Origin of the sequence: Micromonospora wenchangensis (assembly GCF_002210435.1) — a bacterium.
Taxonomy (GTDB): domain Bacteria; phylum Actinomycetota; class Actinomycetes; order Mycobacteriales; family Micromonosporaceae; genus Micromonospora; species Micromonospora wenchangensis.
The window spans coordinates 29,410-52,954 of record NZ_MZMV01000012.1; the positions used below are offsets into that span (position 1 = coordinate 29,410).

Below are 23,545 nucleotides of genomic sequence, written 5' to 3' on the forward strand. Positions count from 1 at the left end.
GACCGGGGTGGGCGATGCCGGACGGCGGTGGACGTTCGCGGACTCCTCCGGCAGCTCAACCTGGTTACTCGCCCAGCTTCTCGACGGCTGATCGTTCCTTTGGGGCGCAGAAGTTAAGTCTCCGCCAAGACGACGGCGGAGACTTAACTTCATGGGAGTATCCGTGATCGCGAAGGCCCGTATGTGGTTACTGCGATGCCCCGGCCGCTCGTGTGTTGCGCCGGTCGATGCCTTTCCGTGCCTGTTCGGGCAGGAGTTGAAAGAGCTGATCAAGGTGCTTTGGCCGAGAGATCATTTCTTCCACAACCATGTTGATCAGTTTAAACAGGGACGGAACCAGGTTCGGATCATCTTCTAAGCTAATCTGCCCCGGATGCACGGCGTTGTTGCCCACGACTCGCACGATGTCCATTGCCCTGTGGACGCGTGGATCTAACCCCGAGCCGACAAGCTTCCCGATCTTTGCGTCTAGGGTGCCGGCCCCTGGCTCTAGTTCATCGATGAGGATTTGCAGGGCGAGCCGCAGAAGGCCAGCGGCGCTACGAGGCGAGCGCTGAGCCACCGCCCTCGCTTCTTCGTAAATCGCCGCCACGTTCGACGGCATGTCGGTATGCGGTGGCAGCCCAAGCACGAACTGGGGGAAGACCAGCATCCAGCTTGCGCCATGCTCAGGCATTACCCAGACGGCAGGGGTTGAGCAGCGCTGGCAGACTGTTGCCTTCAAGACCGGGTAGACGTTGACAACAGCATCGATAGCCACGTCGGCGGTCTGCTGGTGTGCGAAGACGCCACACGTTGGCTGGGGGCAAACGAAGCGATCTTCATAAGGACTGGGATCTGGTGCCACATCACCGGAGGCGTTGTCGGCAGGGGTGTCTGGGGGCACGGTTGGCTCCTATGACGTTGAGCGCGCACATTGTGTGGGGCTAGGCCGTTGTCAGGCCGTCGCAGGCTAAATGTTTGTGACCAACGACGACCACTGGTGACGACGTTTGTCCAGATAACAAGGCGTGGTCGGCCCGATGACCAGGCCGGCCGGCACCTTCTTACCTGTAGTTGGTGAACTGATGAGGTTGCCCACCCGTCTCGTACTGCTGCTCATCCTGTCTGGTCCAGGCCAGGAACGCCGATCCTGTCGCGTTGCAGCCGATGGCGTAGACGGTGGCCAAGACGCCAGAGGCGATCTTGCGAGCTGCTTCACCCATGGTCAACCTCCTCTTCTTCGCTCGTCCCGCTGAACGAGTAGGGCTTCTGCGGCCGTCTAGCAGGTGCTTCAGCAGGGGAGCGACGAAGGTCAGAAGACCAACGACTACGAACGTTAGGCCCGATTCGAACAGGCCGCCAGACCCAGACCAGACAGGACGAGGCCGACCTAACGAGTATAGGTCGGCTGTCTCTCCAGAACGGCACCCGGCTACCTCATCGGCGGTGGACGGTCGCCAGCAACGCCGCCGGACGGCGGCACACCGACGAGCACTGGCAGGGACGAGTCTCCGAGCGTGCAGCCGTTGCGAACACGTGTGGACGCGACGCACAGAGCTTGTAAGCGAGGCGTCAGGCAGCGAGGCAGCGAGAAGGCAGCGCGAGCGTCGGCAGGGACCGACCCTCATTGCGAACCACCGGGATCCTGCACCTGCTCGCCGACGCGGGCTGCCAACATCTGGCCCCGGACGACAGCTTGAGACCGCATCCCCCCGACGGGGGTCGTCCCTTTCCCCGGGAGCGCTCCGGTGATTGACCGCTCGGGAGGAAACAGCCCCGCCCCCTGTTCGGGAACGGGGCGCGGGGCCGCTTCGCTAGCGAATCGTCGCTCCTGTCGCGGTGGCGAATTCGGGAACGACGACAGCGGCTGCCGGGCCGGGCTCCGGCGGGTGCGTTGAGTCGACGCGGTCGTGGCCCTCGTCGTCCCCCCTGTGCGGCCCTTCAAAGTCCCGGCCCCGACGGGTTACAGTCAAGCCGACTCCTTCCGTTGCACGCGGTCGAGTCGAATGCGGCGTCCGGTTGCAGCCGGGCGCCGCTGTGCTGTGGCGGCGCTGTGCCGATCGACCGGTCAAGCATCCCGCGTGCGGCGGTCTAGCACAAGACCCGCGATTTGTCTGTCGGGTGGCTGACAGTCCGTCCTTTGAAGAGATCCTGCTCAGCGGCTGTCCGCAGGAGATGCGGAACCGGATGACCGGGCTACCGCACCACCGCCCGCATCGTCGTGCGGGCGGGCAGGAAGCAGGCCAGGGCCCGGCCGTGCCGGTCGGTGACCACCCACGGGTGCCCCACGTACGTCTGCTGGCGGTAGGACCGGCCCGCGTCGAGCGCCTTGTACTGCCGGCGCTGCCCGTGATAGTCGAGCCAGTAGACGACGACCCGGGAGCCACGGGCGTTGACGAACTCGACGTACGTCGAGGGACCGTTCGAACTGGACCGCAGCGAGTGTTCCTGCCAGCCCGGCAGCGGGGTCAACTCGGCCGGTCCGGGCGGGTTCGTCGGTGGCTTCGGCGTCGGGCGGGGCGCGGTGGTCGTCGGGGCCGGCCGGGGCGGCGTGGTGGTGGGGGCGGGGCGGGACGTCGTACCCGTGGCGGGTTTCTGCGGCTGGCGGGGCGGTGCCGGTGGCGGCGCGGCCGGGGTCGCGGCGCGGGTGGCCAACGAGGCGGGTGCGCGCGAGTAGTCGGCGACCGGGGTGGGGCTCTCCACGGCCGCGAGGTCCGGGCCGTCGGCGATCCACGAGGGTGTCGTCGGGAGGGCGGCATCGTCCCGCTTCGGCCCGGACCACAACGGCGACAACGCCAGGACGAGGCTGGTGACCAGTCCGAACGCCACTCCGGCCAACAGCAGGGTCCGTCCGATACCGGCGGCTTCGACGGCGTGCACGGGGGACGGCAACGGGTCGCCCGGTGACCCGGACGTCGGAACGTCGATCAGATGCCGACCGGCCGGGGGAACGAGGTACGGCGGCAGCGTCTGGCGGTACCGGGGTGCCGGCAGCCAGCCACCGATGCGCAGGGTGGGGGGTGTTTCGTCGGATGAGTCGGCCATGGCCCCGTTTCCGAGAGCGGCGGATGCCACCTTCGCGGTGGCGGTCACGATTATCGGCGTACGAGGCGGTATGCCGTCAATCACTCGGGCGGGGTGAACGGGACATTTTTTCGCGTTCCTCGTCGGGACGGCACCGCCGCCGCCGGCGTCGTTCGGTCGTCCCGGCCCTCCGGGCGGCGCGCTGGACCTACCTCCGGTGCAGGTCATCCCCCTCCTGCCGGGTCGACGGAGGCACTGAAAGGCCGACCCGGGAGACCCCGACGGCCAGCCCGGCCCGCAGTCCCGCCACCGAGGCGGCATAACAGATCACCGGCGGTGGCGGAGGTTGTCCACAGCCTCTCCCGTTGTCCACAGGTGAGGTGACGCGGGCGGCGCGGACCGGAGAGAACGGCGCAGGGTCTGTCCCAGCAACCCCGAGCGCTGGAGGCCGTGATGCCACCCCGTACCTCCCTTCCGCCGTACCGACGACTGCCGCTGCTGGTCACCTCCGACGGTGACCTCCTCGACGAGTTGCTGCGGCTCGCCGCGGCGGGCGGCACCGAGGTGGAGGTGGCCGCCGATCCCGCCGCCGCCCGGTCCCGCTGGCTCCCCGCGCCCCTGGTCCTCGTCGGCAGCGACCAGGCCCAGGCCTGCCTGCGGGCCCGGTTGCCCCGACGGCCCCGGACGGTGCTGGTCGGACGGTCGGGGGAATTCGACCCCGGCTGGGAGATCGCCGAGTTGATCGGCGCCGAGCATGTCGCCACCCTGCCCGCCGCCGAACCGTGGCTGGTCGACCGGTTCACCGAGTGCGCGCCCGGCGGCGAACCGGCGGCCCCGGCCCGGACGGTCGCCGTGCTCGGCGGTCGGGGAGGGGCCGGGGCGAGCGTCCTCGCGGGTGGCCTGGCCGTCACCGCCGCCCGCGCCCGGCTGCGGACCCTGCTGGTCGACGCGGACCCGCTCGGCGGTGGGCTCGATCTGGTGCTCGGCTGGGAGGACCTGGACGGGCTGCGCTGGCCCTCGCTCACCGACGCCGACGGGAGGGTCGACCCGCCCGCCCTGGTCCGTGCCCTGCCGCACCGGGGCGACCTGGTCGTTCTCTCCTGGGACCGGGGCGAGCCGCTGGCCCTGCCCGCTCCGGCGATGGCCGCCACCCTCGACGCCGCCCGCCGGGGCCGGGACTTCGTCGTCGTCGACCTGCCGCGCCAGCTCGACGACGCGGCCGTGCTCGCCCTCCAGGCCGCCGACCAGGCGTACGTGGTGGTGCCGGCCGAGCTGCGGGCGACCGCCGCGGCGGCCCGGGTGGTCGCGGCGACGGCCCCGCACTGCGCCGCCCTGGGGGTGATCGTCCGGGGTCCCGCCCCCGGCCGGCTGCGGGCGGCCGAGGTGGCGCGTGCCCTCGGGCTGCCGCTCGCCGGCACGCTGCGCCCCGAACCGGCCCTGTGCCGGGGGTTGGAACGCGGCGAGGCACCGGCCGCCGCCGGCCGCGGACCGCTCGCCGCGCTCTGCCGTCAACTGGTCACCGAACTGACCGGGCTGCCCGTGCCGGGTGCGGCGTGACCGGGCGACCCGAGGAGTTCGCCGCCCGGGTCCGGCAGCGGATGGCCGACACGACGACGCCGGTCACCCCGGCGGCGATCGTTTCCGCCGTACGCGCCGAACCGTCCGCCGCCGTCCTCGGTGACACCGCCGTGCTGCGGATCGCCGACCGGGTGCACGACGATCTGGTGGGTGCCGGGCCACTCGCCCCGTTGCTCGCCGACCCGGAGGTCACCGACGTACTCGTGAACGGGCTCCGGGTCTGGGTCGACCGGGGTGCCGGGCTGCACCAGGTGGCGGTGCCGCTCGGCACGGTCGACGACGTACGGCGGCTGGCCCAACGGCTCACCGCCGCCGCCGGTCGTCGGCTCGACGACGGCTCGCCCTGCGCGGACGCCCGGCTGCCCGACGGCACCCGGTTGCACGCCGTGCTGCCTCCGGTGGCGACCGACGGGCCCTACCTGTCGCTGCGCACCTTCCGGCACCGGCCGTTCACCCTCGACGAACTGGTCCAGCAGGGCACCGTGCCGCAGCCGGTCGCCCCGGTGCTCGCCGGGGTGGTGGCCGCCCGACTGGCCTACCTGGTCACCGGCGGCACCGGCTCGGGCAAGACCACCCTGCTCAACACGATGCTCGGCCTGGTGCCGACGACGGAACGCATCGTGCTGGTCGAGGACGCCGCCGAACTGCACCCGGTGCACCCGCACGTGGTCGGTCTCCAGGCCCGCACGGCCAACGTGGAGGGCGCGGGCGTGATCGGGTTGAGCGAGTTGGTCCGGCAGGCGTTGCGGATGCGTCCCGACCGGCTGGTCGTCGGCGAGTGCCGGGGTGCTGAGGTCGTCGATCTGTTGGCCGCGCTCAACACCGGCCACGACGGTGGGGCGGGAACCCTGCACGCCAACACCCCGGCCGACGTGCCGGCCCGACTGGAGGCGCTCGGGCTGCTCGGCGGACTGCCCCGGGCGGCGCTGCACGCGCAGGTCATCGCCGCACTCCAGGTGTTGGTCCAGGTGCGTCGGGGCCCCGACGGCCGGCTGCTGGAGTCGATCTGCCTGCTGCTGGCCGGGGGCCCCGACCGGCTGGTGACGGTGGTGCCCGCCTGGGTACGCGGCCAGGGCGTCGGCCCGGCCGGGCCCGGTCTCGCGAACCTGCTCCGCGACCGGGGAGTGCCGGTGCCGCCCCTGCTGCGGGCCCCCCGGCCCGGTACGACGGGACGGCCATGACGTCGCCGCTGGTGCTGGTCGCCGCACTTCTGACCGGTGCGGCCCTGGTGGTCGCCTGGCCGGTACGCAGCAGTCGACGCCGACGCCACAGCCTGTTCCCCGCACCGCGACAGCCCGGGGCAGAGCCTGTCGACCCCCACCTGTCGGCGTCCGGTCGACGGCTGCTGCACCGGCTGGTGTCCGGCCCGCCGAGGCGGATCCTGCTGCTGGCCGGTCTCGTCGGTGCCGGTACGGGTGGCCTCGCCGCCGGGCCGGTCGCCGCCGTCCTCCTGGCCGGCTACGGGATGCTCGGGGCGCGTGCCGTGCACCGGCGGCGGCTGGCGGGGCAGGTCGGCCGGGACCGTCGCCGCGACCTGGACCGGCTCGGGGCACTGGCCGCCGACCTGCGGGCCGGCCTGCCCGTCCCCGGCGACGTCGCGCCGAACCAGGAACCCGGGGCGGCGCGACCGGGCGACGACCCGGCCGGGACGAACCGGCTCGCCCGGTTGACCCGGTCGGCGGTCCGGCTCGCCGACCGGACCGGAGCGCCTCTGGCCGAACTCCTGGAACGCGTCGAGGCCGACGGGCGGGCGTTCGACCGGGGACTGGCCGGTGCCGCCGCCCAGGCGGCAGGGGCCAACGCCACCGCGCTGCTGCTGGCCGCGCTCCCGCTCGGCGGCATCGCCCTCGGCTACGGCATCGGCGTCGATCCGCTGGCGGTGCTGCTGCACACCCCGGTCGGGGCCGGGTGTGCCCTCGCCGCGATGGGCCTCCAGGCCGGCGGGTTGCTCTGGGCCGAGCGACTGGGCACCGTCCCCACCGGAGGCGGGTGATGTCCCCGACGCACCTGTCGGCCGGTTGCCTGGTCCTGGCCGCGCTGCTGGTCGCGGTGCGCGGCAACCGCGCCGGCCGGCGGTGGAACGGCCTGACCGGCCGGCGTGCCGACCGGAGCCGGCCGGGCTGGTGGCCGGACCGGACACGACTCGGAGCCGTCCTGGCGGGTGTGGCGGTCCTGCTGCTGGTGGGCGGTTGGCCCGGGGTGCTGGGCGGCGCGTTGACCGCCCCGGTGGCGGACCGGTTGCTGCGACGGATCACCCCGCCCGCCGTGCGGGAGCGTCGGGCACGGGAGGCCGCCGACCTGCCGCTCGCCGCTGACCTGCTGGCCGCGGCGATGCGGGCCGGCGCACCGGTGGACCGGTCGGTGCTCGCGGTGGCCGACGCCTTGGACGGTCCACTGGCCGTCCGACTCGCTCGGATCGGGCGGACGCTGCTGCTCGGCGGCGACCCGTCGGAGGCGTGGGCCCACCTGGCACCGGTGCCCGGAGCTGACCGGATGGTGGCTGCCGCACTGCGCTCGTCGCGCAGCGGGGCGGCGTTGGCCGGTGCCCTCGGTCGCGTCGCCGACGACCTGCGGGCCGACCGCTCGACGGCGGCGGAGGCGTCCGCCCGGCGGGCCGGCGTGCTGATCGTGTTGCCGCTGGGCCTGTGCTTCCTGCCGGCCTTCATTCTCGCCGGCCTGGTGCCGGTGATCGTCGCCGTCCTCGGCGACGTGCTGTGACCCAACATCGAGAAGGGAACGAGCGATGCGCAAACTCCTCACCCGCCTGCGCGGGGACGCGGGGATGAACACCGCCGAGTACGCCGTGGGCACCCTCGCCGCCGTCGCCTTCGCGGGCATCCTGCTCAAGGTGCTCACCTCGGGCAACGTGCAGGCGGCGCTGACGGCCGTCATCGACCGGGCGTTGAAGTGAGACCGCGCCGGCCGGCCGGTCGGGACCGGGGCTCGTTCACCGCCGAACTGGCGACCGGCCTGCCGGCGCTGCTCCTGCTCCTGTTCGCCGGAATCACCGCCGTGGACGCGGTCACCACGAAGGCGGCCTGCCTGGACGCGGCCCGGGAGGCGGCGCTCGCCGCCTCCCGGGGCGAGGACGGGACCGACGCGGGCACCCGGATCGCACCCGAGGCGGCGGACGTGTCGATCGCGGTGCACGAGGGTCGGGTCACCGCGACGGTCCGCGCCCCCGTCCGTGCGCTCGGTGCCCGGCTGCCCCGACTCACCGTCGAGGCCGGCACGGTCGCCGCCGTCGAACCCGGCGCACCGCAGCCCGGCACGCCGGAACCGGACCCACCGCAACAGGATGCGGCCGCTCCGGGTGGACCCGGGGTGGGCGAGCCGGGAACCGGCCCGTGAGCCGCGCCCGCCGGCCCCCGCGCGCTACTCACCGATCCGGGATGACGGGTCCCGAGGGGAAGTGGCCCGGTGGCGGCGACCGGGGTGGGGCCACCGTGCTGGTGCTCGCCATCGGCCTGGTCTTCGTGCTGGTCGGGCTGTTCGGGGCGGCGATCGGCGCGGCCCGGCTGGCGCGGCACCAGGCCCGGGTCGCCGCCGACTTCGGTGCCCTGGCGGGGGCCGGTGCGGCGCGGGACGGTGCCGGGGCGGCCTGTGCGACAGCCGACGATTTCGTCCGCGCCAATGCCGCCCGGCTGGTCGCCTGCCGGGCGGACGGGCTCGACGTGGTGGTGACGGTCGAGGTGGCGGTCACCCCACTGCCGGGACTGCGGCGGTACGCCACCGCTACCGCCCGCGCCGGCCCGGTCCGGGGCTGACCGGTCCGGGGCCGAGCGGTCCGTGGTTGACCGGTAAGCCCCGGAGCGGTGCTGAGACCAGCCGGATCGGGCCGGCCCGCCCCGTAACACGGCGGGCCGGACAACTCCGGAACCAGGCGGGCCGCCTCGAAGCAGGTCGGGCCGGCCAACCCGGGAGCAGGAGGGACCGGCCCGACCCGCAACCGGGCGGTGGGTGGCTCAGCGGCCCTGGAGCGCGTCCAGGCCGATGGCCATGGCGATCACGAGTCGCCTGTCGATCTGCGGGTGCGGCACCTCGACGACGTAACGGTCCCGCAGCCCCCACTTCTTGATCACCGAGAACACCGGCTGACCACCGGCGGTGAAGTCGAAGTGGTACGGCAGCCAGGACAGCGAGTCGACGAACCGGCGGAGCAGTGCCACCGGCATGCTGCGCTCCTGGCCGGTCATCGGCGGCAGACCGGCCTGCTCGACGTGCCAGGTCGAGCGGAGCAGCGACTGGGCGAAGTCCTTGCGGAACAGCCCGATCGGTGTGCCGGCGTGATCGGTCACGTCGTACGTGGCACCGAGGTCGAGCCGCTGACGGGCCTTGAAACCGAGCAGCGGGTGCTGCTTGGAATCGTCGGAGTAGATGGTGACCTGCTCCTTGAAGGCGAGCCGCTTCTGCTGCGCGAACGCCAGCAACTCGCCCTCGGTGCCGTCCGCCGCCACCGCCCGGACCTCGTACTGGTTGACCATCATCCGGATCCGCTGCCGGACGTGGAACTGGTGCTGTGCCTGCAAACTGTCCAACTGCATGAGAACTCCTCCGAAGGGTGGGCCGGAGTCTCGCACAACCCCACGACCTGCGCCCGCTGTCGCCGGTCGGCCACCCCCGTCAGCGCCCGGCGTCGCCGGGCGGCCGCCCCACGAGCAGAGCGTCCGCCGTCAGCGTCCGTCGGCGGTGGCCTTGAGCGCCCAGGTGTTGAGCACCTGGTGGATGCCCCGCAGCCGCTCGTTGATCTGGTCCAGGCGTTCCGCCTGGGCCAGGCTCGCCAGGGCGGCACCCAGCGCGATCAACTGGTCGGGGGTGAGATTGTCCTGGTCGATCGTGTAGAGCAGGTCGACGGTCTCGGCGATGGTGTCGGCCACGGCTTCTCCTCCGGGTCGGCATGGACGGCAGGGTCGGCGGTGAGGCGGCACTTCCGATTATCGATGGAAGCGCTCCCATGCATCAATGCCCAGATGTCGTTCCGCTCAAGCACGATCCCGGGAGTCAATGGCGGCCACCCCCACCCAGTGACCGCCGGCCTGGTCCCCGCTACCGGTCGGCCGGGCCGGGCTGGGCGGGCGCGGCGGCGACGGCGGACAGGTTGGCCAGGACCACGTCGAGGACCCGGACCGCGCCCGCCTTGGACAGCGGGTTGTTGCCGTTGCCGCACTTCGGGGACTGGACGCAGGACGGGCAGCCCGACTCGCAGCCGCACTCGACGACAGCGTCCCGGGTGGCGCCCAGCCAGGCCGCCGCCGTCCGGTAGGCCCGCTCGGCGAAGCCGGCCCCGCCGGGGTGCCCATCGTAGACGAACACGGTCGGTGCCCCGGTGTCCGGGTGCAGGGCGGTGGACAGCCCGCCGATGTCCCACCGGTCACAGGTGGCCATCAGCGGCAGCAGCCCGATCGCGGCGTGCTCGGCGGCGTGCAGCGCCCCCGGCACGTCCGCCGGCTCGACCCCGGCCGCCGCCAGCGACTGCGGGGAGAGCGTGAACCAGACCGCGACGGTCCGCAGCTCCCGGGCCGGCAGGTCCAGCGGGCGGGTGTCGATCACCTCGCCCGAGGCGATCCGGCGACGCTGGTAGGAGACCACCTGACTGGTGACGTCGACCTCGCCGAGGAAGAGCCCGACCGGCCCGGCGTCCCGGTACGAGCGGACCGACACCACCGAGAGCGAGGTGACGTCCCGGGCGTGGGTGGACCAGTCCGGCTCCTCGGCGTGCACCAGCGCGCACCCGTCGTCGAGGTCCAACGCGTCGACCACGTACGAGACGCCCTGGTGCAGGTAGACCGCCCCCGGGTGGACGAGGAAGTGTGCCGACCCGCCGTCGACGGTGCCGAGCAGCCGCCCGGTGGACGCCTCCACCACGCAGACCGGCGCCCCGCCCTGGCCGCGCAGGTCGATCTCGGGGCGTTCCCGGTGCCGCCAGTACCAGCCGGTGGGCCGCTGCCGCAGGTCACCGGCCTGCACCAGCTCGTCGACGGCCTCCTTCGCCCCGTCGCCGAACAGTTCCAGGTCGGCCGGGGTGAGCGGGGACTCGGCGGCGGCGCAGGCGAGCTGCGGGGTGAGCACGTACGGGTTGGCCGGGTCGAGCACCGTCGCCTCGACCGGGCGGCCGAACAGCGCCTCCGGGTGGTGCACCAGGTAGGTGTCGAGCGGGTCGTCCCGGGCCACCAGCACGGCGAGCGCCTCGTCGCCGGAGCGTCCGGCCCGACCGGCCTGCTGCCACAGCGACGCCCGGGTCCCCGGCCAGCCGCAGATCAGCACCGCGTCCAGCCCGACCAGGTCGACGCCGAGTTCCAGCGCGTTGGTGGAGGCCAGCCCGAGCAGGTCGCCGTGGAGCAGGGCCCGTTCCAGTTTCCGGCGTTCCTCCCGCAGGTAGCCGGCCCGGTAGGCGGCGACCCGATCGCCGAGGCCGGGCACCGCCTCGTCCAGCGCCCGGCGGGCGTTCGCGGCGACCACCTCCGCGCCGCGTCGGGACCGGACGAAGGCGAGCGTGCGTACCCCCTCGGCGACGGTGTCGGCGAGCAGGTCGGCGGTCTCCCGCAGCGCCGACCTGCGGACCTGGGTCAGGTCGTCGGCGACGGCCCCGACGTCGGCGGGCGGCGGCAGCAGCGGCGGTTCCCAGAGCGCGAAGGTGACCCCGCCGCGCGGCGAGGTGTCCTCGGTGACGGCGGTGACGGGCACGCCGGTGAGCCGCCCGGCGGTCGCCGCCGGGTCGCCCGACGTCGCCGACGCGAGCAGGAACACGGGGGTACGCCCGAACTGGGCGCACCGGCGGCGCAGCCGACGCAGCACGTGCGCCACGTGCGAGCCGAAGACGCCCCGGTAGGTGTGGCACTCGTCGACGACCACGTACGTCAGCCGGCGCAGGAACCCCGACCAGTGGGTGTGGCCGGGCAGGAGGCCGTGGTGCAGCATGTCCGGATTGGTCAGCACGAACCGGGAGTGCCGGCGGATCCACTCCCGTTCGGTGCGCGGGGTGTCCCCGTCGTAGGTGGCGGGGCGTACCCCGTCGAGGTCGAGACCGGCGACGGCGCGGAGCTGGTCGGCGGCGAGGGCCTTGGTGGGGGCCAGGTAGAGCACCGTGGCCCGGGGGTCGGCCAGCAGCGTGGCCAGGATCGGTAGCTGGTACGCCAGGGACTTGCCGGACGCGGTGCCGGTGGCCACGACCACGTGCCGCCCGGCGTACGCCAGTTCGGCGGCCTCGGCCTGGTGCCGCCACGGGGCGGCCACGCCGCGTCGGGCGAACGCCGCCCGTAGTTCCGCGGGAGCCCACTGCGGCCAGGGTGCCTGCTGCCCGGCGCGGGCCGGCACCCGCTCGACGTGGGTGACCGGGTCGACCGGATGCCTGGTGCGCAGCCGGTGCAGCAGCTCGGCCGGGCCTCGCCCGGTGCCGGGAGCTGCGGTGGCGGTGGCTGCGGGGTTCACGTCCTGCACTCTCGCACTGGTGTTCGGTGCTGAACAACCGGGCCGGTGGGTATGGAGGAGCCGCCGCCGGTGACCTCGCCGGGCCGTCCGGCGGGGATGGTTAGATGCCCAGGAGAGTTTACGGCTCTCGGAGGAGGACTGATGGAGCTGTCGCTGGCGACCCGCACCGTGGGGGAGCACACGGTGCTCGAGGTCGGCGGTGAGGTGGACGTCTACACCGCACCCCGACTGCGCGAACGGCTCCTGGAGTTGATCGACGGCGGTGCCCGGCGGGTGGTCGTCGACCTGGGGCGGGTGGACTTCCTCGACTCCACGGGCCTGGGTGTGCTGGTCGGGGCCCTGAAGCGGCTGCGGTCGGCCGGGGGTTCGTTCGCCCTGGTCTGCGACAAGGAGCCGCTGCTGAAGATCTTCCGGATCACCGCCCTGGACCAGGTCTTCCCCCTGCACCCGACGGTGGACGCGGCGATCGCCGCCGACCCCACCGTCTCCGGCGCGTGATGGCGACGGTCCGGCTCTCCTTCTCGCCGGCGCCGGTGCACGTGCGTACCGCCCGCCTGGTCGGTGTGGCGGTGGCCCGTCGGGCCGGGGTCCGGGAGGACCTGCTCGACGAGGTGCGGCTGGCGATCGGTGAGGCGTGCACCCGGGCGGTCGCCCTGCACCACCAGTACGGGTTGCCGGACCCGGTGCTCGTGGAGATGTCCGACTCCGGAGCGTATTCGGTGCGGGTGGTGGACCGGGCGCCGATCGAGGCGGGGCTGGGCCTGGCCGCGTTGAACGCCGACGAGTTGGCCAACGAGGCGTTGACCGACGAGGCGCTGACCACCGGCGTGGGCTTCGCGCTGCTCGCCGGTTTCGTGGAGGACCTCCAGGTGCGGCCGGTGGCCGAGGGGGTCGGGACCGAGGTCCGGATGGTGTGGCCGGTCGGCCGCTGATCCTCACTGTGCGTATGCGAGGCCGTGACCCCTGGTGGGGCGCGGCCTCGTAGTGTTGATGGCCTCCTATATCAGATTTTTCCTCATAACACAGTTACGGAGATCATCCGGACACGGTGTCCCCCAGGTGTGACCTCCAACACTGGCCGGGGCTACAGTCTGTTGGTTGTCAGTACGTGATCGTTCCCGCAGCCAGCGGATATGGATGTTGATCATCTTCCGTCGGGGCGGGTCGGAGCACGTGCGCCACCGCATCCAGGCGTCGGTCATACGTCCACTGGCCGGCGCGACAGTGTTCGGTACAGGAGGACATAGATGTCCGGGACCTTGGCCGCCGAAGGCGGCGCGCTGTCCCTCACCGGAGAGAACGTGACGTACGTCGTCATCGCCGCGGTCATCGCGCTGGTGGCACTCGTCTTCGCCGCCGCCTTGACCAAGGCCGTGCTGGCAGCCGGTAAGGGCACCACCAACATGCAGGAGATCTCCGGCGCGGTGCAGGAGGGCGCCTCCGCCTATCTGCTCCGGCAGTTCAGGACGTTGGCGATCTTCGTGGTCGTCGCCGTCGTGCTGCTCTTCCTGCTGCCGGTGCACGACACCGACGGCAGCGAACTGGCGGTGAAGATCGGCCGGTCCGCGTTCTTCGTGGTCGGCGCCCTGTTCAGCGCGTTCATCGGCGGGGCCGGGATGTGGCTGGCCACCCGGGCCAACCTGCGGGTCGCCGCCGCGGCCCGGGAGGCGGCCGGCGGCCGGGAAGCCGCCATGAAGATCGCCTTCCGTACCGGCGGCGTGGTCGGCTTCCTCACCGTCGGCCTCGGCCTGTTCGGCGCGGCGCTGGTCGTCATGCTGTTCAAGGGCGACGCGCCGACCGTGCTGGAAGGCTTCGGCTTCGGTGCCGCCCTGCTCGCCATGTTCATGCGGGTCGGCGGCGGCATCTTCACCAAGGCCGCCGACGTCGGCGCCGACCTGGTCGGCAAGGTCGAGCAGGGCATCCCCGAGGACGACCCGCGCAACGCCGCCACCATCGCCGACAACGTGGGCGACAACGTCGGCGACTGCGCCGGCATGGCCGCCGACCTCTTCGAGTCGTACGCGGTGACGCTGGTCGCCGCGCTGATCCTCGGCCGCGCCGCGTTCGGTGAGGACGGCCTGGTCTTCCCGCTGATCATCTCCACCATCGGGGTGCTGATCGCCATCGTCGGGGTCTTCATCACCCGGCTGCGCACCTCCGACCGCAACGGCCTGACCGCCATCAACCGGGCGTTCTACCTCTCCGCGGTGCTCTCCGCGGTGCTCGTCGCGGTCGCCGCCTTCCTCTACCTCCCGGCCAGCTTCGGCGAGCTGGAGGGCGGGCTCACCGACGTCGACCAGAACCCCCGCGTGGTCGCCATCGGCGCGGTCGTCATCGGCATCGTGCTGGCCGCCGCCATCCAGGCGCTGACCGGCTACTTCACCGAGACCAACAGGCGTCCGGTGCAGGACATCGGCAAGAGCTCGCAGACCGGCCCGGCCACCGTCATCCTCGCCGGCATCAGCGTCGGCCTGGAGTCGGCGGTCTACTCGGCCCTGCTGATCGGTGCCGGCGTCTTCGGCGCGTTCCTGCTCGGCGGCAGCTCCATCACCCTGTCGCTGTTCGCGGTCGCGCTGGCCGGCACCGGCCTGCTCACCACCGTCGGCGTGATCGTCGCGATGGACACCTTCGGCCCGATCTCCGACAACGCGCAGGGCGTGGCCGAGATGTCCGGCGACATCGACGAGAACGGCGCGCGGATCCTCACCGAACTGGACGCGGTCGGCAACACCACCAAGGCGATCACCAAGGGCATCGCGATCGCCACCGCCGTGCTCGCGGCCACCGCGCTGTTCGGCTCGTACACCGACACGCTGCGCACCGCGTACTCCGACGCGGGTGTCGGGGACGTCGGCAGCGAGATCCTCAACGCGCTCAACGTCGCCAACCCGCGCAACCTGGTCGGCCTGATCATCGGCGCGGCGGTGGTCTTCCTCTTCTCCGGGCTGGCCATCAACGCGGTGTCCCGCTCGGCCGGCGCGGTGGTGATGGAGGTCCGCCGGCAGTTCCGTGAGCTGCCCGGCATCATGGACCGCACCCAGCGCCCCGAGTACGGCAAGGTCGTCGACATCTGCACCCGGGACGCGCAGCGCGAGCTGATGACCCCCGGCCTGCTGGCCATCCTCGCCCCGATCGCGGTCGGCTTCGGCCTCGGCCCCGGCGCGCTGGCCTCCTACCTGGCCGGGGCGATCGGGGCGGGCACCCTGATGGCGGTCTTCCTGTCCAACTCCGGTGGCGCGTGGGACAACGCCAAGAAGCTCGTCGAGGACGGCTCCTACGGCGGCAAGGGCTCCGAGTCGCACTCGGCGACGGTTATCGGCGACACCGTCGGCGACCCGTTCAAGGACACCGCCGGCCCGGCGATCAACCCGCTGATCAAGGTGATGAACCTGGTCTCGCTGCTGATCGCGCCCGCCGTGGTGGCCTGGAGCGTCGGCGACGACCGGAACACCCCGCTGCGCCTGACGATCGCGGTGGTCGCCACCCTGATCGTGGTCGCGGCGGTGGTGTTCAGCAAGCGCAAGGGCGTCGCCATGGACTCCACCCCGGACGGTGGCGGCACCGGCACGGGCAACGACCCGAAGCGGGTCGAAGCCGCCAACGCCTGAGTCACGACGCAGCGGGTCCCCGGTCCCACGGGGGCCCGCCGCGCCGGGCGGCGCACCCGAAACCTGACCTCTGGCGCAATCGCCCGGAGGCCGTACGCTGCAACGCATGCGTACGTGTCGGGCGGGTGACGCCGGGAAGCTCACGGTGGTCCTCGTCACGGTCGTACTCGTCGTGGCCGGATGCGGCGGCGGGCCCGGCCCCCGGGCCTGGGCGGCGTCGGTCTGCGAGGCGCTCACCCCGTGGCGGGCCGAGATCAGCAAGCTCACCAGCAGCACCCACCAGCAGATGACCGCGCAGACCACCCCGGCGCAGGCGAAGGAGAACCTGGTGCGGCTCTTCGGCGGCGCCGAACAGGCGAGCGAGACGGCCCGCCGCCGGATCGCCGACGCGGGCATCCCGGAGACCGACCACGGTGACGAGGTGTCGAAGGGGTTCCGCACCTCCCTGGCGAAGATCAGGGACGCCTACGGCCGCGCCGGGGACACCATCGACGCCCTGGACACCACGCGGGCCGCCGCCTTCTACGACGGCGTCCAGGCCGCGGTGGACACGCTCAACCAGGAGTACGACGCGAGCGCGCTGGACACCGGGCGGCTCAACTCGACAGAGCTCAAACAGGCCTTCGACGAGGTTCCGGAGTGTCGCTGAGGCGTGCCGACCCGCCCGGGGAACCGGGGCGTCAGCTGTCGCTGTTCGGCACCGAGGCGGCCGATCCGTCCGTCGCCGACCTGGCCGGGCTGCTCGCCGGCCCGGGGGAGGTGCACCGGATGGGCCGTACCGCCCGGTTGTCCGTCGGGGTGGACGCGGCCTGGCGCGTGCACGTGCTCGTCGACGAGCTGGCCCGGCGGGGGCTCGCGGCGGGCTGGGAGTCGACCGGGGAGCAGCGCTACGTCGTGCGTACCCCGTACCTGACCACGCTGGCGCCGTTGGCGACGGCCTGGTTGGCCGGTGGGGTCAAGCGGCCACCACCCCGGTTCCACCTGCACGGCCGGCGGCTGCGGCTGTGGCTGGCCGCCGCCGGGGCCGCCGACGACGCCGGGCTGCTGCTGCGCCTCGACCGGCGGGACGAGCCGTGGTGGCCGGTGGTGCGGGCGGCGCTCGCCGTGGTGGGCCTGCCGGCGGCGCTGCTGGAGCCGGAGGCGGGCGGCCCGGCGTACCGGATCGGTGGGCGACGGCTGGCCCGGCTGGCCGAACTGGTCGGCGACCGCCCGCCGGCCGCCCCCGCCGACCTCTGGCCGTGACCGCCCCGCCCCGTCCGGGTCCGCCGCCCGCCGCGACCCGTGGCTCGGGCGGCTATCGACGCAACGGGGGCTGTGCGGTGTCGGAGCGACCGGATGCCGCCACATCGGCCCACTGGAGTCGATCAGCCGAGATGGGCCAGGTGCCCGATCAAGGGTGGAATCGCGGACAGTATGCTGGTCGTCTCACTCCGTGAACACCCGGGTTCGCCCAGGTCGGAGGGCCGGCGTCGTCACCGTGGCCCACTTCGGGGCCTACCCACGGTGTACGGTGGCGCCGTCCGGTCACTGAGGCCGCGCGGCGCCGGCGGTGCCGCCGCGCGGACCCTGTTTGCCGCCCCCGGGGCCCGGAACCAGGGCGGCGCGTTACGTTGGACATCCGGACCGACGGTGGTCCGGCGGGCGCAACACGGCCCGAAACGGGCCTGGAGCAGGAGCGAGGTCGGGGAGAGACGTGCCGAGCAGAGCTGGAACCACCCGTCTGGTCATCGTCGAGTCTCCGGCGAAGGCCAAGACGATCTCGGGCTACCTCGGCCCGGGGTACGTCGTGGAGGCCAGCTTCGGCCACGTCCGGGACCTGCCCCGCAACGCCGCCGACGTGCCGGCCAAGTACAAGGGTGAGTCGTGGGCCCGGCTGGGGGTGGACGTCGACAACGGCTTCCATGCCCTCTACGTGGTCTCGGCCGACCGCAAGCAGCAGATCAGCAAGCTGGTGAAGCTGGCCAAGGAGGTCGACGAGATCTTCCTGGCCACGGACGAGGACCGCGAGGGCGAGGCGATCGCCTGGCACCTGGTGGAGACCCTCAAGCCCAAGGTGCCGGTCAAGCGGATGGTCTTCCACGAGATCACCAAGCCGGCCATCCAGGCGGCGGTGGCGAACCCCCGCGAGATCGACCGGGATCTGGTCGACGCCCAGGAGGCCCGCCGCATCCTCGACCGGCTCTACGGCTACGAGGTCTCCCCGGTGCTGTGGAAGAAGGTCATGCCGAGGCTCTCGGCGGGCCGGGTGCAGTCCGTGGCGACCCGGATCGTGGTCGAGCGGGAACGCCAGCGGATGGCCTTCCGCACCGCGGAGTACTGGGACATCCTCGCCACCCTCGCGGTGGTGGACGCGGGCGAGGGCCCGCGCAACTTCAACGCCACCCTGGTCGCGCTCAACGGTGACCGGGTCGCCACCGGCAAGGACTTCGAGCCGACCACCGGCCGGGTGCGGCCCGGCGCGGGCGTGGTGCACCTCGACGAGAGCGGCGCGCGGGGCCTGGCGGCCCGCCTCGACGGGCGGCCGTTCACCGTCACCCGGGTCGAGGAGAAGCCCTACCGCCGCCGCCCCTATGCGCCGTTCATCACCTCCACCCTCCAGCAGGAGGCGGCCCGCAAGCTGCGGTTCTCGTCGCAGCAGACGATGCGCACCGCGCAGCGGCTCTACGAGAACGGCTACATCACCTACATGCGTACCGACTCGGTGAACCTCTCCGAGACGGCCATCGCGGCGGCCCGCCGGCAGATCGTCGAGCTGTACGGCGAGCGCAGCGTGCCGCCGGAGCCGCGTCGCTACACCGGCAAGGTGAAGAACGCGCAGGAGGCGCACGAGGCGATCCGCCCGGCGGGCGACAACTTCCGCACCCCCGGCGACGTGGCCAAGGAGCTGTCCGGCGAGGAGTTCAAGCTCTACGAGCTGATCTGGCGGCGCACCATCGCCTCGCAGATGACCGACGCGGTCGGCTCCAGCGTGTCGGTGCGCATCCGGGCGGTCTCCGTCGCGCAGGAGGAGGCCGACTTCGGCGCCACCGGCAAGACCATCACCGACCCGGGTTTCCTGCGTGCGTACGTCGAGTCCAGCGACGACGAGAACGCCGAGGCGGAGGACGCCGAGCGTCGGCTGCCCACCCTGGTCAAGGACCAGCCGTTGACCGCCGACGAGCTGGCCGCGCAGGGCCACCACACCCAGCCGCCGTCGCGCTACACCGAGGCGTCGCTGGTCAAGGCGCTTGAGGAACTGGGCATCGGCCGCCCGTCGACGTACGCGTCGATCATGCAGACGATCCAGGACCGGGGCTACGTCACCAAGCGCGGCCAGGCGATGATCCCGACGTTCCTGGCGTTCGCGGTGATCGGGCTGATGGAACGGCACTACCCGCGCCTGATCGACTACGACTTCACCGCCAGCATGGAAAACGAGCTGGACGAGATCGCCGGGGGCGACCACGCCGCCGTCGACTTCCTCACCGCGTTCTACTTCGGCAGCAGCAACGGCACCGGCGACCAGGCCATCGCCCACGCGGGCGGGTTGAAGAAGCTGGTCACCGAGAACCTCAGCGAGATCGACGCGCGCAGCGTCAACTCGATCCCGCTGCACACCGACGACGAGGGGCGCGAGGTCGTCGTCCGGGTCGGCCGGTTCGGGCCGTACCTGCAACGGGCCCTGCCCGGCGAGCAGCCGGCACCGAAGGCCGACGGCGAGGAAGGCGGTAGCCAGGGTGACCGGGCGCCGATCCCGGAGGGGCTGGCCCCCGACGAGCTGACCCCGGAGAAGGTGCACGAGCTGTTCCTCGGCGGCGGCGGCGAGCGCAAGCTCGGCGACGACCCGGCCACCGGGGAGCCGATCGTGCTCAAGTCCGGCCGGTTCGGCCCGTACGTCGCCAGCGGCGAGCGCAAGTCGTCGCTGCTGCGGACGCAGACCCCGGACTCGCTCACCCTCGACGAGGCGTTGAAGCTGCTCAGCCTGCCCCGGGTGATCGGGGTCGCCCCGGACGGCGCGGAGGTCGTCGCCAACAACGGCCGCTACGGCCCGTACGTCAAGCGCGGTGACGAGTTCCGCTCGCTGGACTCGGAAGACAAGATGTTCACCGTCACCCTCGACGAGGCGCTGGCCCTGCTGGCCGCCCCGAAGACCCGTCAGCGTCGGGCCGCCGCGCCCCCGCTGCGCGAGATGGGCGTCGACCCGCTGACCGAGAAGCCACTGGTGATCAAGGACGGCCGGTTCGGGCCGTACGTGACCGACGGGGAGTTCAACGCGTCGCTGCGGCGCGGGCAGACCCCGGAGGAGCTGACCATCGAGCAGGCGTCGGAGATGCTGGCCGAGAAGCGGGCGAAGGGCCCGGCCCCGAAGAAGGCGGCGAAGAAGGCCCCGGCCAAGAAGGCGACCGCCAAGAAGGCCACGGCGACGAAGGCCACCGCGGCGAAGAAGACCGCCGCCGCGAAGTCCACCGCCACCAAGCGGACCGCCACCGCCAAGACCGGCACCGCCGCCAAGGCGACCACGGCGAAGAAGGCCCCCGCCAAGAAGGCCGCCCCCCGCAAGGCCACCACCGCCGCCGAGTAACCCGTCCACCGGCCCCGCCGGCTCGATCCGGTGGATCTTGGAGGGGAATGGCCCCTCCGGGGGCCGATTCCCTCCAAGATCTACCCGTTGTCCACAGGGGCTGCGCGCGACGGGTGCGGGTGGGCAGTGTGCGGGGGTGACGGTTCGAAGGGGTACGGGGTCCGGTCCACGGGTACGGGCGGGTGCGGGGCTCCGGCGGGCGCTTCCCGCCGACGACGCGGACGAGTTGACCTGGCTGCGCTTCCGACAGGAGGACGTGATCAGCCTGGCCCAGGCATCCCGGTACCTGTCCCGCAAGGCGATCCGGCACCGGGTGGAGACGGGACGGTGGCGGCAGGTCCACCGGGCGGTGTTCGTGACGCACAACGGTCCCGTAGACGCCGGACAGTTCCGTTGGATCGCCGTGCTGGCCGCCGGGCCGCACGCCGTGCTGGGTGGCCTCAGCGCGGCCCAGGCCGGTGGTCTGCGCGGCTTCCGGGCCCGCCCGGTCGACCTGTTGCTCCCCGCGTCGTCCCGCCGCGACGTGCTGCCGCCGGGGGTACGCGTACACCGGACAAGCCTCCTGCCCCCGCAGGACGTGCTCGCCGTCGGGCAGCCTCCCCGTACCAGGCCGGCGCGGTCGGTCGTCGACGCGGCCCAGTGGGCGGCAGGTGACGACGAGGCGCGCGCCATCGTCGCGGCGGCCTTCCAGCAGCGCCTGGTGACGGGCGGGGAGGTACACGAGGTGCTGGCCCGGCTGCCGCGCCTGCGCCGCCGGGCACTGGTGACCGCGACCGTCACCGATGCCGCAGGCGGCTCCCACTCACTCGGTGAGTTGGACTTCCTCGACCTGACCCGCCGGGCCGGCCTGCCGGCTCCGACCCGGCAACAGGTCCGGTACGACCCGGCCGGCCGACGCCGCTACCTCGACGCGTACTTCGCCCCGTGGCGGGTGCACGTGGAGATAGACGGAGGGCAGCATCTCGACCCGGCCCACGCCTGGGCGGACATGCGACGGCAGAACTCTCTCTGGATCGAAGGAGACCGGGTGCTCCGCTTTCCGGCCTGGGCGTTGCGGGCCCGCCCCGACGAGGTCGTCGCCCAACTCCGTGCCGCCCTGCGCGCGGCCGGCTGGCCCGGCTGACCGGCCCTCCCCCGTGCGTCCCCCAGATATTGGAGGGAAAGTGCCCCCGCAGGGGCCGTTTCTCTCCAAGATCGTCGCGGGGCGGGTCAGGGGCCGAGGATGTGGTCGAGGTGGGGGTTGGTGAGGACCCGGCCGGGGTCGAGGCGGGCCCGCAGATCCTGGAAGTCGGCGAACCTCGGGTACGCGGTCGCCAGGGAGGCGGCGTCCCGGTAGTGCAGCTTGCCCCAGTGGGGTCGGCCGCCCAGCCCGGCAGCGACCTCCTCGAAGGCCCGGAAGTACGGCTCGTAGGGCATCCCGACGTACTGGTGGACGGCGAGGTAGGCGGAGTCGCGGCCGTAGCCGTGGGACAGCCAGATGTCGTCGGCGGCGGTGAACCGCACCTCGACGGGGAAGAGCACCTTGAACGGCAGCCGGTCGACGAGGCGGCGCAGTTCCGCCAGCGCCTGCGGCAGGGCGGCGCGCGGGATGCCGTACTCCATCTCCACGAAGCGGACCCGGCGCGGGGTGCAGAAGACCGTGTCGGAGCGGCCGGTGTAGGTGCGTTCGGTGAGCGCGCGGGCGGACACCGCGCTGATCGTGGGCACCAGCGTCGGTACGGCCCGACCCAGCCGGCAGGCCCCGGCGAAGACGGTGTTGGCCAGGAAGTCGTCGTCCAGCCAGCCCCGCCAGCGGGGCAGCGGCCGGTCGTCGGCGGGCACCCGGTCGTTGGTCTTGAGCTGCACCCGGTCGGTGTACGGGAACCAGTAGAACTCGACGTGGTCGTGCCGGCCGATGAGGCCGGACAGGTCGCCCAGCACCTCGTCGAGCGGGGCGGGGCGTTCGTGCGCGCGCAGGGTGAACGCGTCGACGCAGCGCAGGGTGACCTCGACGAGCACGCCGAGCGCCCCCAGGCCGACCCGGGCGGCGGCGAAGATGTCCGGGTGTTCCTCGGCCGAGCAGTGCAGCACCTCGCCGGTGCCGGTGACCAGGGTGAGCGCCTCGACGAAGGTGGACAGGCAGCCGTACGCGGCACCGGTGCCGTGGGTGCCGGTGGAGATCGCCCCGGCGATGGTCTGCGCGTCGATGTCGCCCAGGTTGGGCATGGCCAGGCCGTGCCCGGCGAGCAGCGCGTTGAGCGCCCGCAGGGTCGTCCCGGCGGGCACGGTGACCAGCCGGGCGTCCCGGTCGACCCGGACGCCGGTGTCGAGGGCGGACAATTCCATCCGCCGGCCGTCGGCCAGGGCGATGGGGGTGAACGAGTGACCGCTGCCGACCACCCTGATCCGCTCACCCGCGCCCGCCGCGTCCAGGACCGCCTCGGCTATGTCCTCGACGGTGGTAGGGCGCAGGATGGCGGTGGCGACGCTGCGTTGGTTGCCCGCCCAGTTGGACCAAGCGGTGGTGGTACCGGCCATCGGCGCTCCTCGACATGAACGTGAACTGACTTCATATCAGGAACGTTGTGCCTGGTAAATACCGCAATCGAGGCCCGCTCGTTGTACCGGTAGTCACGGCCTCGTGACATGTGGATATGTTCTTCCGTCGAAGGGGGGTGGCGTCGAGTGTCCACACCAGCCGCCACGACCGGGCCGCTGCGCCGCGTTCCGGTGCAGGGTCGAAGTGTCGCGCGCGTCCAACGGATGTTGGACGCCTGTGCCGAGCTCGTCGACGAGGTGGGGTACGAGGGGTTGACCACCACGTTGCTCGCCGAGCGCGCCGAGGTGGCGATCGGGTCGGTCTACCAGTTCTTCCCGGACAAGCGGGCGATCGTGCAGGCGTTGACGCTGCGCACGATGGAGTCCTACCTCCAGCGGCTCGACGAGCGCTTCGCCTCCGACGACCTGACCCACTGGTGGGACGGCGTCGACGCGGGCATCGACGAGTACATCTCGATGCACCGGACGGTCCCGGGCTTCCGGACCCTGCACTTCGGCGACGTCGTCGACCTGCACCTGCTCGACGAGCAGCGGGACAACAACGGGGTGATCGCCGACCAGTTGGCCCGGGTGCTCACCGAGCGGTTCGGCATGGCCGACGAGCCGCGCCTGCGGTTCTGCCTGGAGATCGCCGTCGAGGCCGCCGACGCCCTGATCAAGCTGGCGTTCCGCCGCAAGCAGGAGGGCGACGAGCGGGTCCTCGCCGAGGCCAAGGCGCTCATCCGGGAGTACCTGCACCGCCACGTCGAGGCCCCGGCCGAACCCGCCGCCCAGCCCTGACCGGCCGGCCGGGCCCACGAACCGCCCCGGAACCGGCCGCAGCCGG

General features: G+C 72.6%; 21 protein-coding genes. 15 read left to right on the forward strand and 6 right to left on the reverse strand.

The window, feature by feature from the left end; genetic code table 11:
• Window positions 1-187: 187 nt before the first annotated feature.
• Together B5D80_RS09560 and B5D80_RS09565 are read right to left on the reverse strand one after the other, a co-directional pair.
• Window positions 188-886, reverse strand: a complete 699-nt coding sequence (locus B5D80_RS09560) for a DUF4145 domain-containing protein (RefSeq protein WP_144081625.1) — start codon at window positions 884-886, stop codon at window positions 188-190.
• 1,292 nt (window positions 887-2,178) lie between these two features.
• Window positions 2,179-3,027 carry a VHL beta domain-containing protein gene (locus tag B5D80_RS09565; protein ID WP_144081626.1) on the reverse strand — a complete coding sequence of 283 codons (849 nt, stop codon included), beginning with the start codon at window positions 3,025-3,027 and terminating at the stop codon, window positions 2,179-2,181.
• Between the two features lie 432 nt (window positions 3,028-3,459).
• Here B5D80_RS09565 and ssd point away from each other — a divergent pair, with 432 nt between their 5' ends.
• Genes ssd through B5D80_RS09600 form a run of 7 tightly spaced genes read left to right on the forward strand, consistent with a single transcriptional unit; the run spans window position 3,460 to window position 8,351 of the window.
• Entirely contained in the window at window positions 3,460-4,563 is a 1,104-nt protein-coding gene (ssd, locus tag B5D80_RS09570; protein WP_088643457.1) for a septum site-determining protein Ssd, read from the forward strand.
• Window positions 4,560-5,765 (forward strand): TadA family conjugal transfer-associated ATPase, encoded by a 1,206-nt coding sequence (locus B5D80_RS09575; RefSeq protein WP_088643458.1) that lies wholly within the window; start codon window positions 4,560-4,562, stop codon window positions 5,763-5,765. Before ssd ends, B5D80_RS09575 begins: the two co-directional genes overlap by 4 nt.
• Window positions 5,762-6,577 (forward strand): hypothetical protein, encoded by an 816-nt coding sequence (locus B5D80_RS09580; RefSeq protein WP_245854396.1) that lies wholly within the window; start codon window positions 5,762-5,764, stop codon window positions 6,575-6,577. The genes B5D80_RS09575 and B5D80_RS09580 overlap by 4 nt, the downstream gene beginning before the upstream one ends.
• Window positions 6,577-7,302, forward strand: a complete 726-nt coding sequence (locus B5D80_RS09585; RefSeq protein WP_088643459.1) for a type II secretion system F family protein — start codon at window positions 6,577-6,579, stop codon at window positions 7,300-7,302. The genes B5D80_RS09580 and B5D80_RS09585 overlap by 1 nt, the downstream gene beginning before the upstream one ends.
• Before the next feature lie 25 nt (window positions 7,303-7,327).
• Window positions 7,328-7,495: a DUF4244 domain-containing protein gene (locus B5D80_RS09590; RefSeq protein ID WP_088643460.1), complete on the forward strand. Its 168-nt coding sequence runs from the start codon at window positions 7,328-7,330 to the stop codon at window positions 7,493-7,495.
• Window positions 7,492-7,935 carry a TadE family type IV pilus minor pilin gene (locus tag B5D80_RS09595; RefSeq protein WP_088643461.1) on the forward strand — a complete coding sequence of 148 codons (444 nt, stop codon included), beginning with the start codon at window positions 7,492-7,494 and terminating at the stop codon, window positions 7,933-7,935. Before B5D80_RS09590 ends, B5D80_RS09595 begins: the two co-directional genes overlap by 4 nt.
• A gap of 41 nt (window positions 7,936-7,976) precedes the next feature.
• The gene (locus B5D80_RS09600) at window positions 7,977-8,351 is read left to right on the forward strand and encodes an Rv3654c family TadE-like protein (RefSeq protein WP_088643462.1); all 375 of its coding nucleotides are present in this window, start codon (window positions 7,977-7,979) and stop codon (window positions 8,349-8,351) included.
• 198 nt (window positions 8,352-8,549) lie between these two features.
• Here the strand turns inward: B5D80_RS09600 and B5D80_RS09605 are convergent, their stop codons facing one another.
• The 3 genes from B5D80_RS09605 to B5D80_RS09615 form a co-directional block, all read right to left on the reverse strand.
• Entirely contained in the window at window positions 8,550-9,128 is a 579-nt protein-coding gene (locus B5D80_RS09605; protein ID WP_088643463.1) for an LURP-one-related family protein, read from the reverse strand.
• A 129-nt stretch (window positions 9,129-9,257) separates the two neighbouring features.
• Window positions 9,258-9,461: a hypothetical protein gene (locus B5D80_RS09610; protein ID WP_088643464.1), complete on the reverse strand. Its 204-nt coding sequence runs from the start codon at window positions 9,459-9,461 to the stop codon at window positions 9,258-9,260.
• A gap of 169 nt (window positions 9,462-9,630) precedes the next feature.
• Window positions 9,631-12,012 carry a DEAD/DEAH box helicase gene (locus tag B5D80_RS09615; protein ID WP_088643560.1) on the reverse strand — a complete coding sequence of 794 codons (2,382 nt, stop codon included), beginning with the start codon at window positions 12,010-12,012 and terminating at the stop codon, window positions 9,631-9,633.
• Window positions 12,013-12,153: 141 nt separating this feature from the next.
• Here B5D80_RS09615 and B5D80_RS09620 point away from each other — a divergent pair, with 141 nt between their 5' ends.
• The 7 genes from B5D80_RS09620 to B5D80_RS09650 all read left to right on the forward strand — a co-directional run bounded on the left by B5D80_RS09620 (window position 12,154) and on the right by B5D80_RS09650 (window position 21,304).
• Entirely contained in the window at window positions 12,154-12,510 is a 357-nt protein-coding gene (locus B5D80_RS09620; RefSeq protein WP_088643465.1) for an STAS domain-containing protein, read from the forward strand.
• The gene (locus B5D80_RS09625) at window positions 12,507-12,944 is read left to right on the forward strand and encodes an ATP-binding protein (protein WP_088643466.1); all 438 of its coding nucleotides are present in this window, start codon (window positions 12,507-12,509) and stop codon (window positions 12,942-12,944) included. The genes B5D80_RS09620 and B5D80_RS09625 overlap by 4 nt, the downstream gene beginning before the upstream one ends.
• Before the next feature lie 315 nt (window positions 12,945-13,259).
• Window positions 13,260-15,620 (forward strand): sodium-translocating pyrophosphatase, encoded by a 2,361-nt coding sequence (locus B5D80_RS09630; protein WP_088643467.1) that lies wholly within the window; start codon window positions 13,260-13,262, stop codon window positions 15,618-15,620.
• A 106-nt stretch (window positions 15,621-15,726) separates the two neighbouring features.
• Window positions 15,727-16,269 carry a hypothetical protein gene (locus tag B5D80_RS09635; protein ID WP_088643468.1) on the forward strand — a complete coding sequence of 181 codons (543 nt, stop codon included), beginning with the start codon at window positions 15,727-15,729 and terminating at the stop codon, window positions 16,267-16,269.
• On the forward strand, window positions 16,260-16,862 hold the full coding sequence (locus B5D80_RS09640; protein WP_421485135.1) for a hypothetical protein: 603 nt from the start codon (window positions 16,260-16,262) through the stop codon (window positions 16,860-16,862). Before B5D80_RS09635 ends, B5D80_RS09640 begins: the two co-directional genes overlap by 10 nt.
• Before the next feature lie 451 nt (window positions 16,863-17,313).
• Window positions 17,314-20,181 (forward strand): type I DNA topoisomerase, encoded by a 2,868-nt coding sequence (topA, locus tag B5D80_RS09645; RefSeq protein ID WP_088643469.1) that lies wholly within the window; start codon window positions 17,314-17,316, stop codon window positions 20,179-20,181.
• A gap of 136 nt (window positions 20,182-20,317) precedes the next feature.
• Window positions 20,318-21,304: a DUF559 domain-containing protein gene (locus B5D80_RS09650; RefSeq protein ID WP_245854398.1), complete on the forward strand. Its 987-nt coding sequence runs from the start codon at window positions 20,318-20,320 to the stop codon at window positions 21,302-21,304.
• Between the two features lie 86 nt (window positions 21,305-21,390).
• Here B5D80_RS09650 and B5D80_RS09655 read toward each other — a convergent pair whose 3' ends face one another.
• Window positions 21,391-22,698, reverse strand: a complete 1,308-nt coding sequence (locus tag B5D80_RS09655; protein ID WP_088643471.1) for a D-arabinono-1,4-lactone oxidase — start codon at window positions 22,696-22,698, stop codon at window positions 21,391-21,393.
• 147 nt (window positions 22,699-22,845) lie between these two features.
• Between B5D80_RS09655 and B5D80_RS09660 the strand changes: the two genes are divergently transcribed.
• Window positions 22,846-23,499 carry a TetR/AcrR family transcriptional regulator gene (locus B5D80_RS09660; protein ID WP_370516982.1) on the forward strand — a complete coding sequence of 218 codons (654 nt, stop codon included), beginning with the start codon at window positions 22,846-22,848 and terminating at the stop codon, window positions 23,497-23,499.
• The last annotated feature ends 46 nt before the right edge of the window (window positions 23,500-23,545 follow it).

Bases quoted from the DNA above. Each gene is read 5' to 3' on its own strand.
- B5D80_RS09605 (WP_088643463.1), bottom strand. From the start codon at position 9,128: ATGCAGTTGGACAGTTTGCAGGCACAGCACCAGTTCCACGTCCGGCAG.
- B5D80_RS09600 (WP_088643462.1), top strand. From the start codon at position 7,977: ATGACGGGTCCCGAGGGGAAGTGGCCCGGTGGCGGCGACCGGGGTGGG.
- B5D80_RS09655 (WP_088643471.1), bottom strand. From the start codon at position 22,698: ATGGCCGGTACCACCACCGCTTGGTCCAACTGGGCGGGCAACCAACGC.
- B5D80_RS09590 (WP_088643460.1), top strand. From the start codon at position 7,328: ATGCGCAAACTCCTCACCCGCCTGCGCGGGGACGCGGGGATGAACACC.
- B5D80_RS09585 (WP_088643459.1), top strand. From the start codon at position 6,577: ATGTCCCCGACGCACCTGTCGGCCGGTTGCCTGGTCCTGGCCGCGCTG.
- B5D80_RS09565 (WP_144081626.1), bottom strand. From the start codon at position 3,027: ATGGCCGACTCATCCGACGAAACACCCCCCACCCTGCGCATCGGTGGC.
- B5D80_RS09580 (WP_245854396.1), top strand. From the start codon at position 5,762: ATGACGTCGCCGCTGGTGCTGGTCGCCGCACTTCTGACCGGTGCGGCC.
- ssd (WP_088643457.1), top strand. From the start codon at position 3,460: ATGCCACCCCGTACCTCCCTTCCGCCGTACCGACGACTGCCGCTGCTG.
- B5D80_RS09620 (WP_088643465.1), top strand. From the start codon at position 12,154: ATGGAGCTGTCGCTGGCGACCCGCACCGTGGGGGAGCACACGGTGCTC.
- B5D80_RS09635 (WP_088643468.1), top strand. From the start codon at position 15,727: ATGCGTACGTGTCGGGCGGGTGACGCCGGGAAGCTCACGGTGGTCCTC.
- B5D80_RS09630 (WP_088643467.1), top strand. From the start codon at position 13,260: ATGTCCGGGACCTTGGCCGCCGAAGGCGGCGCGCTGTCCCTCACCGGA.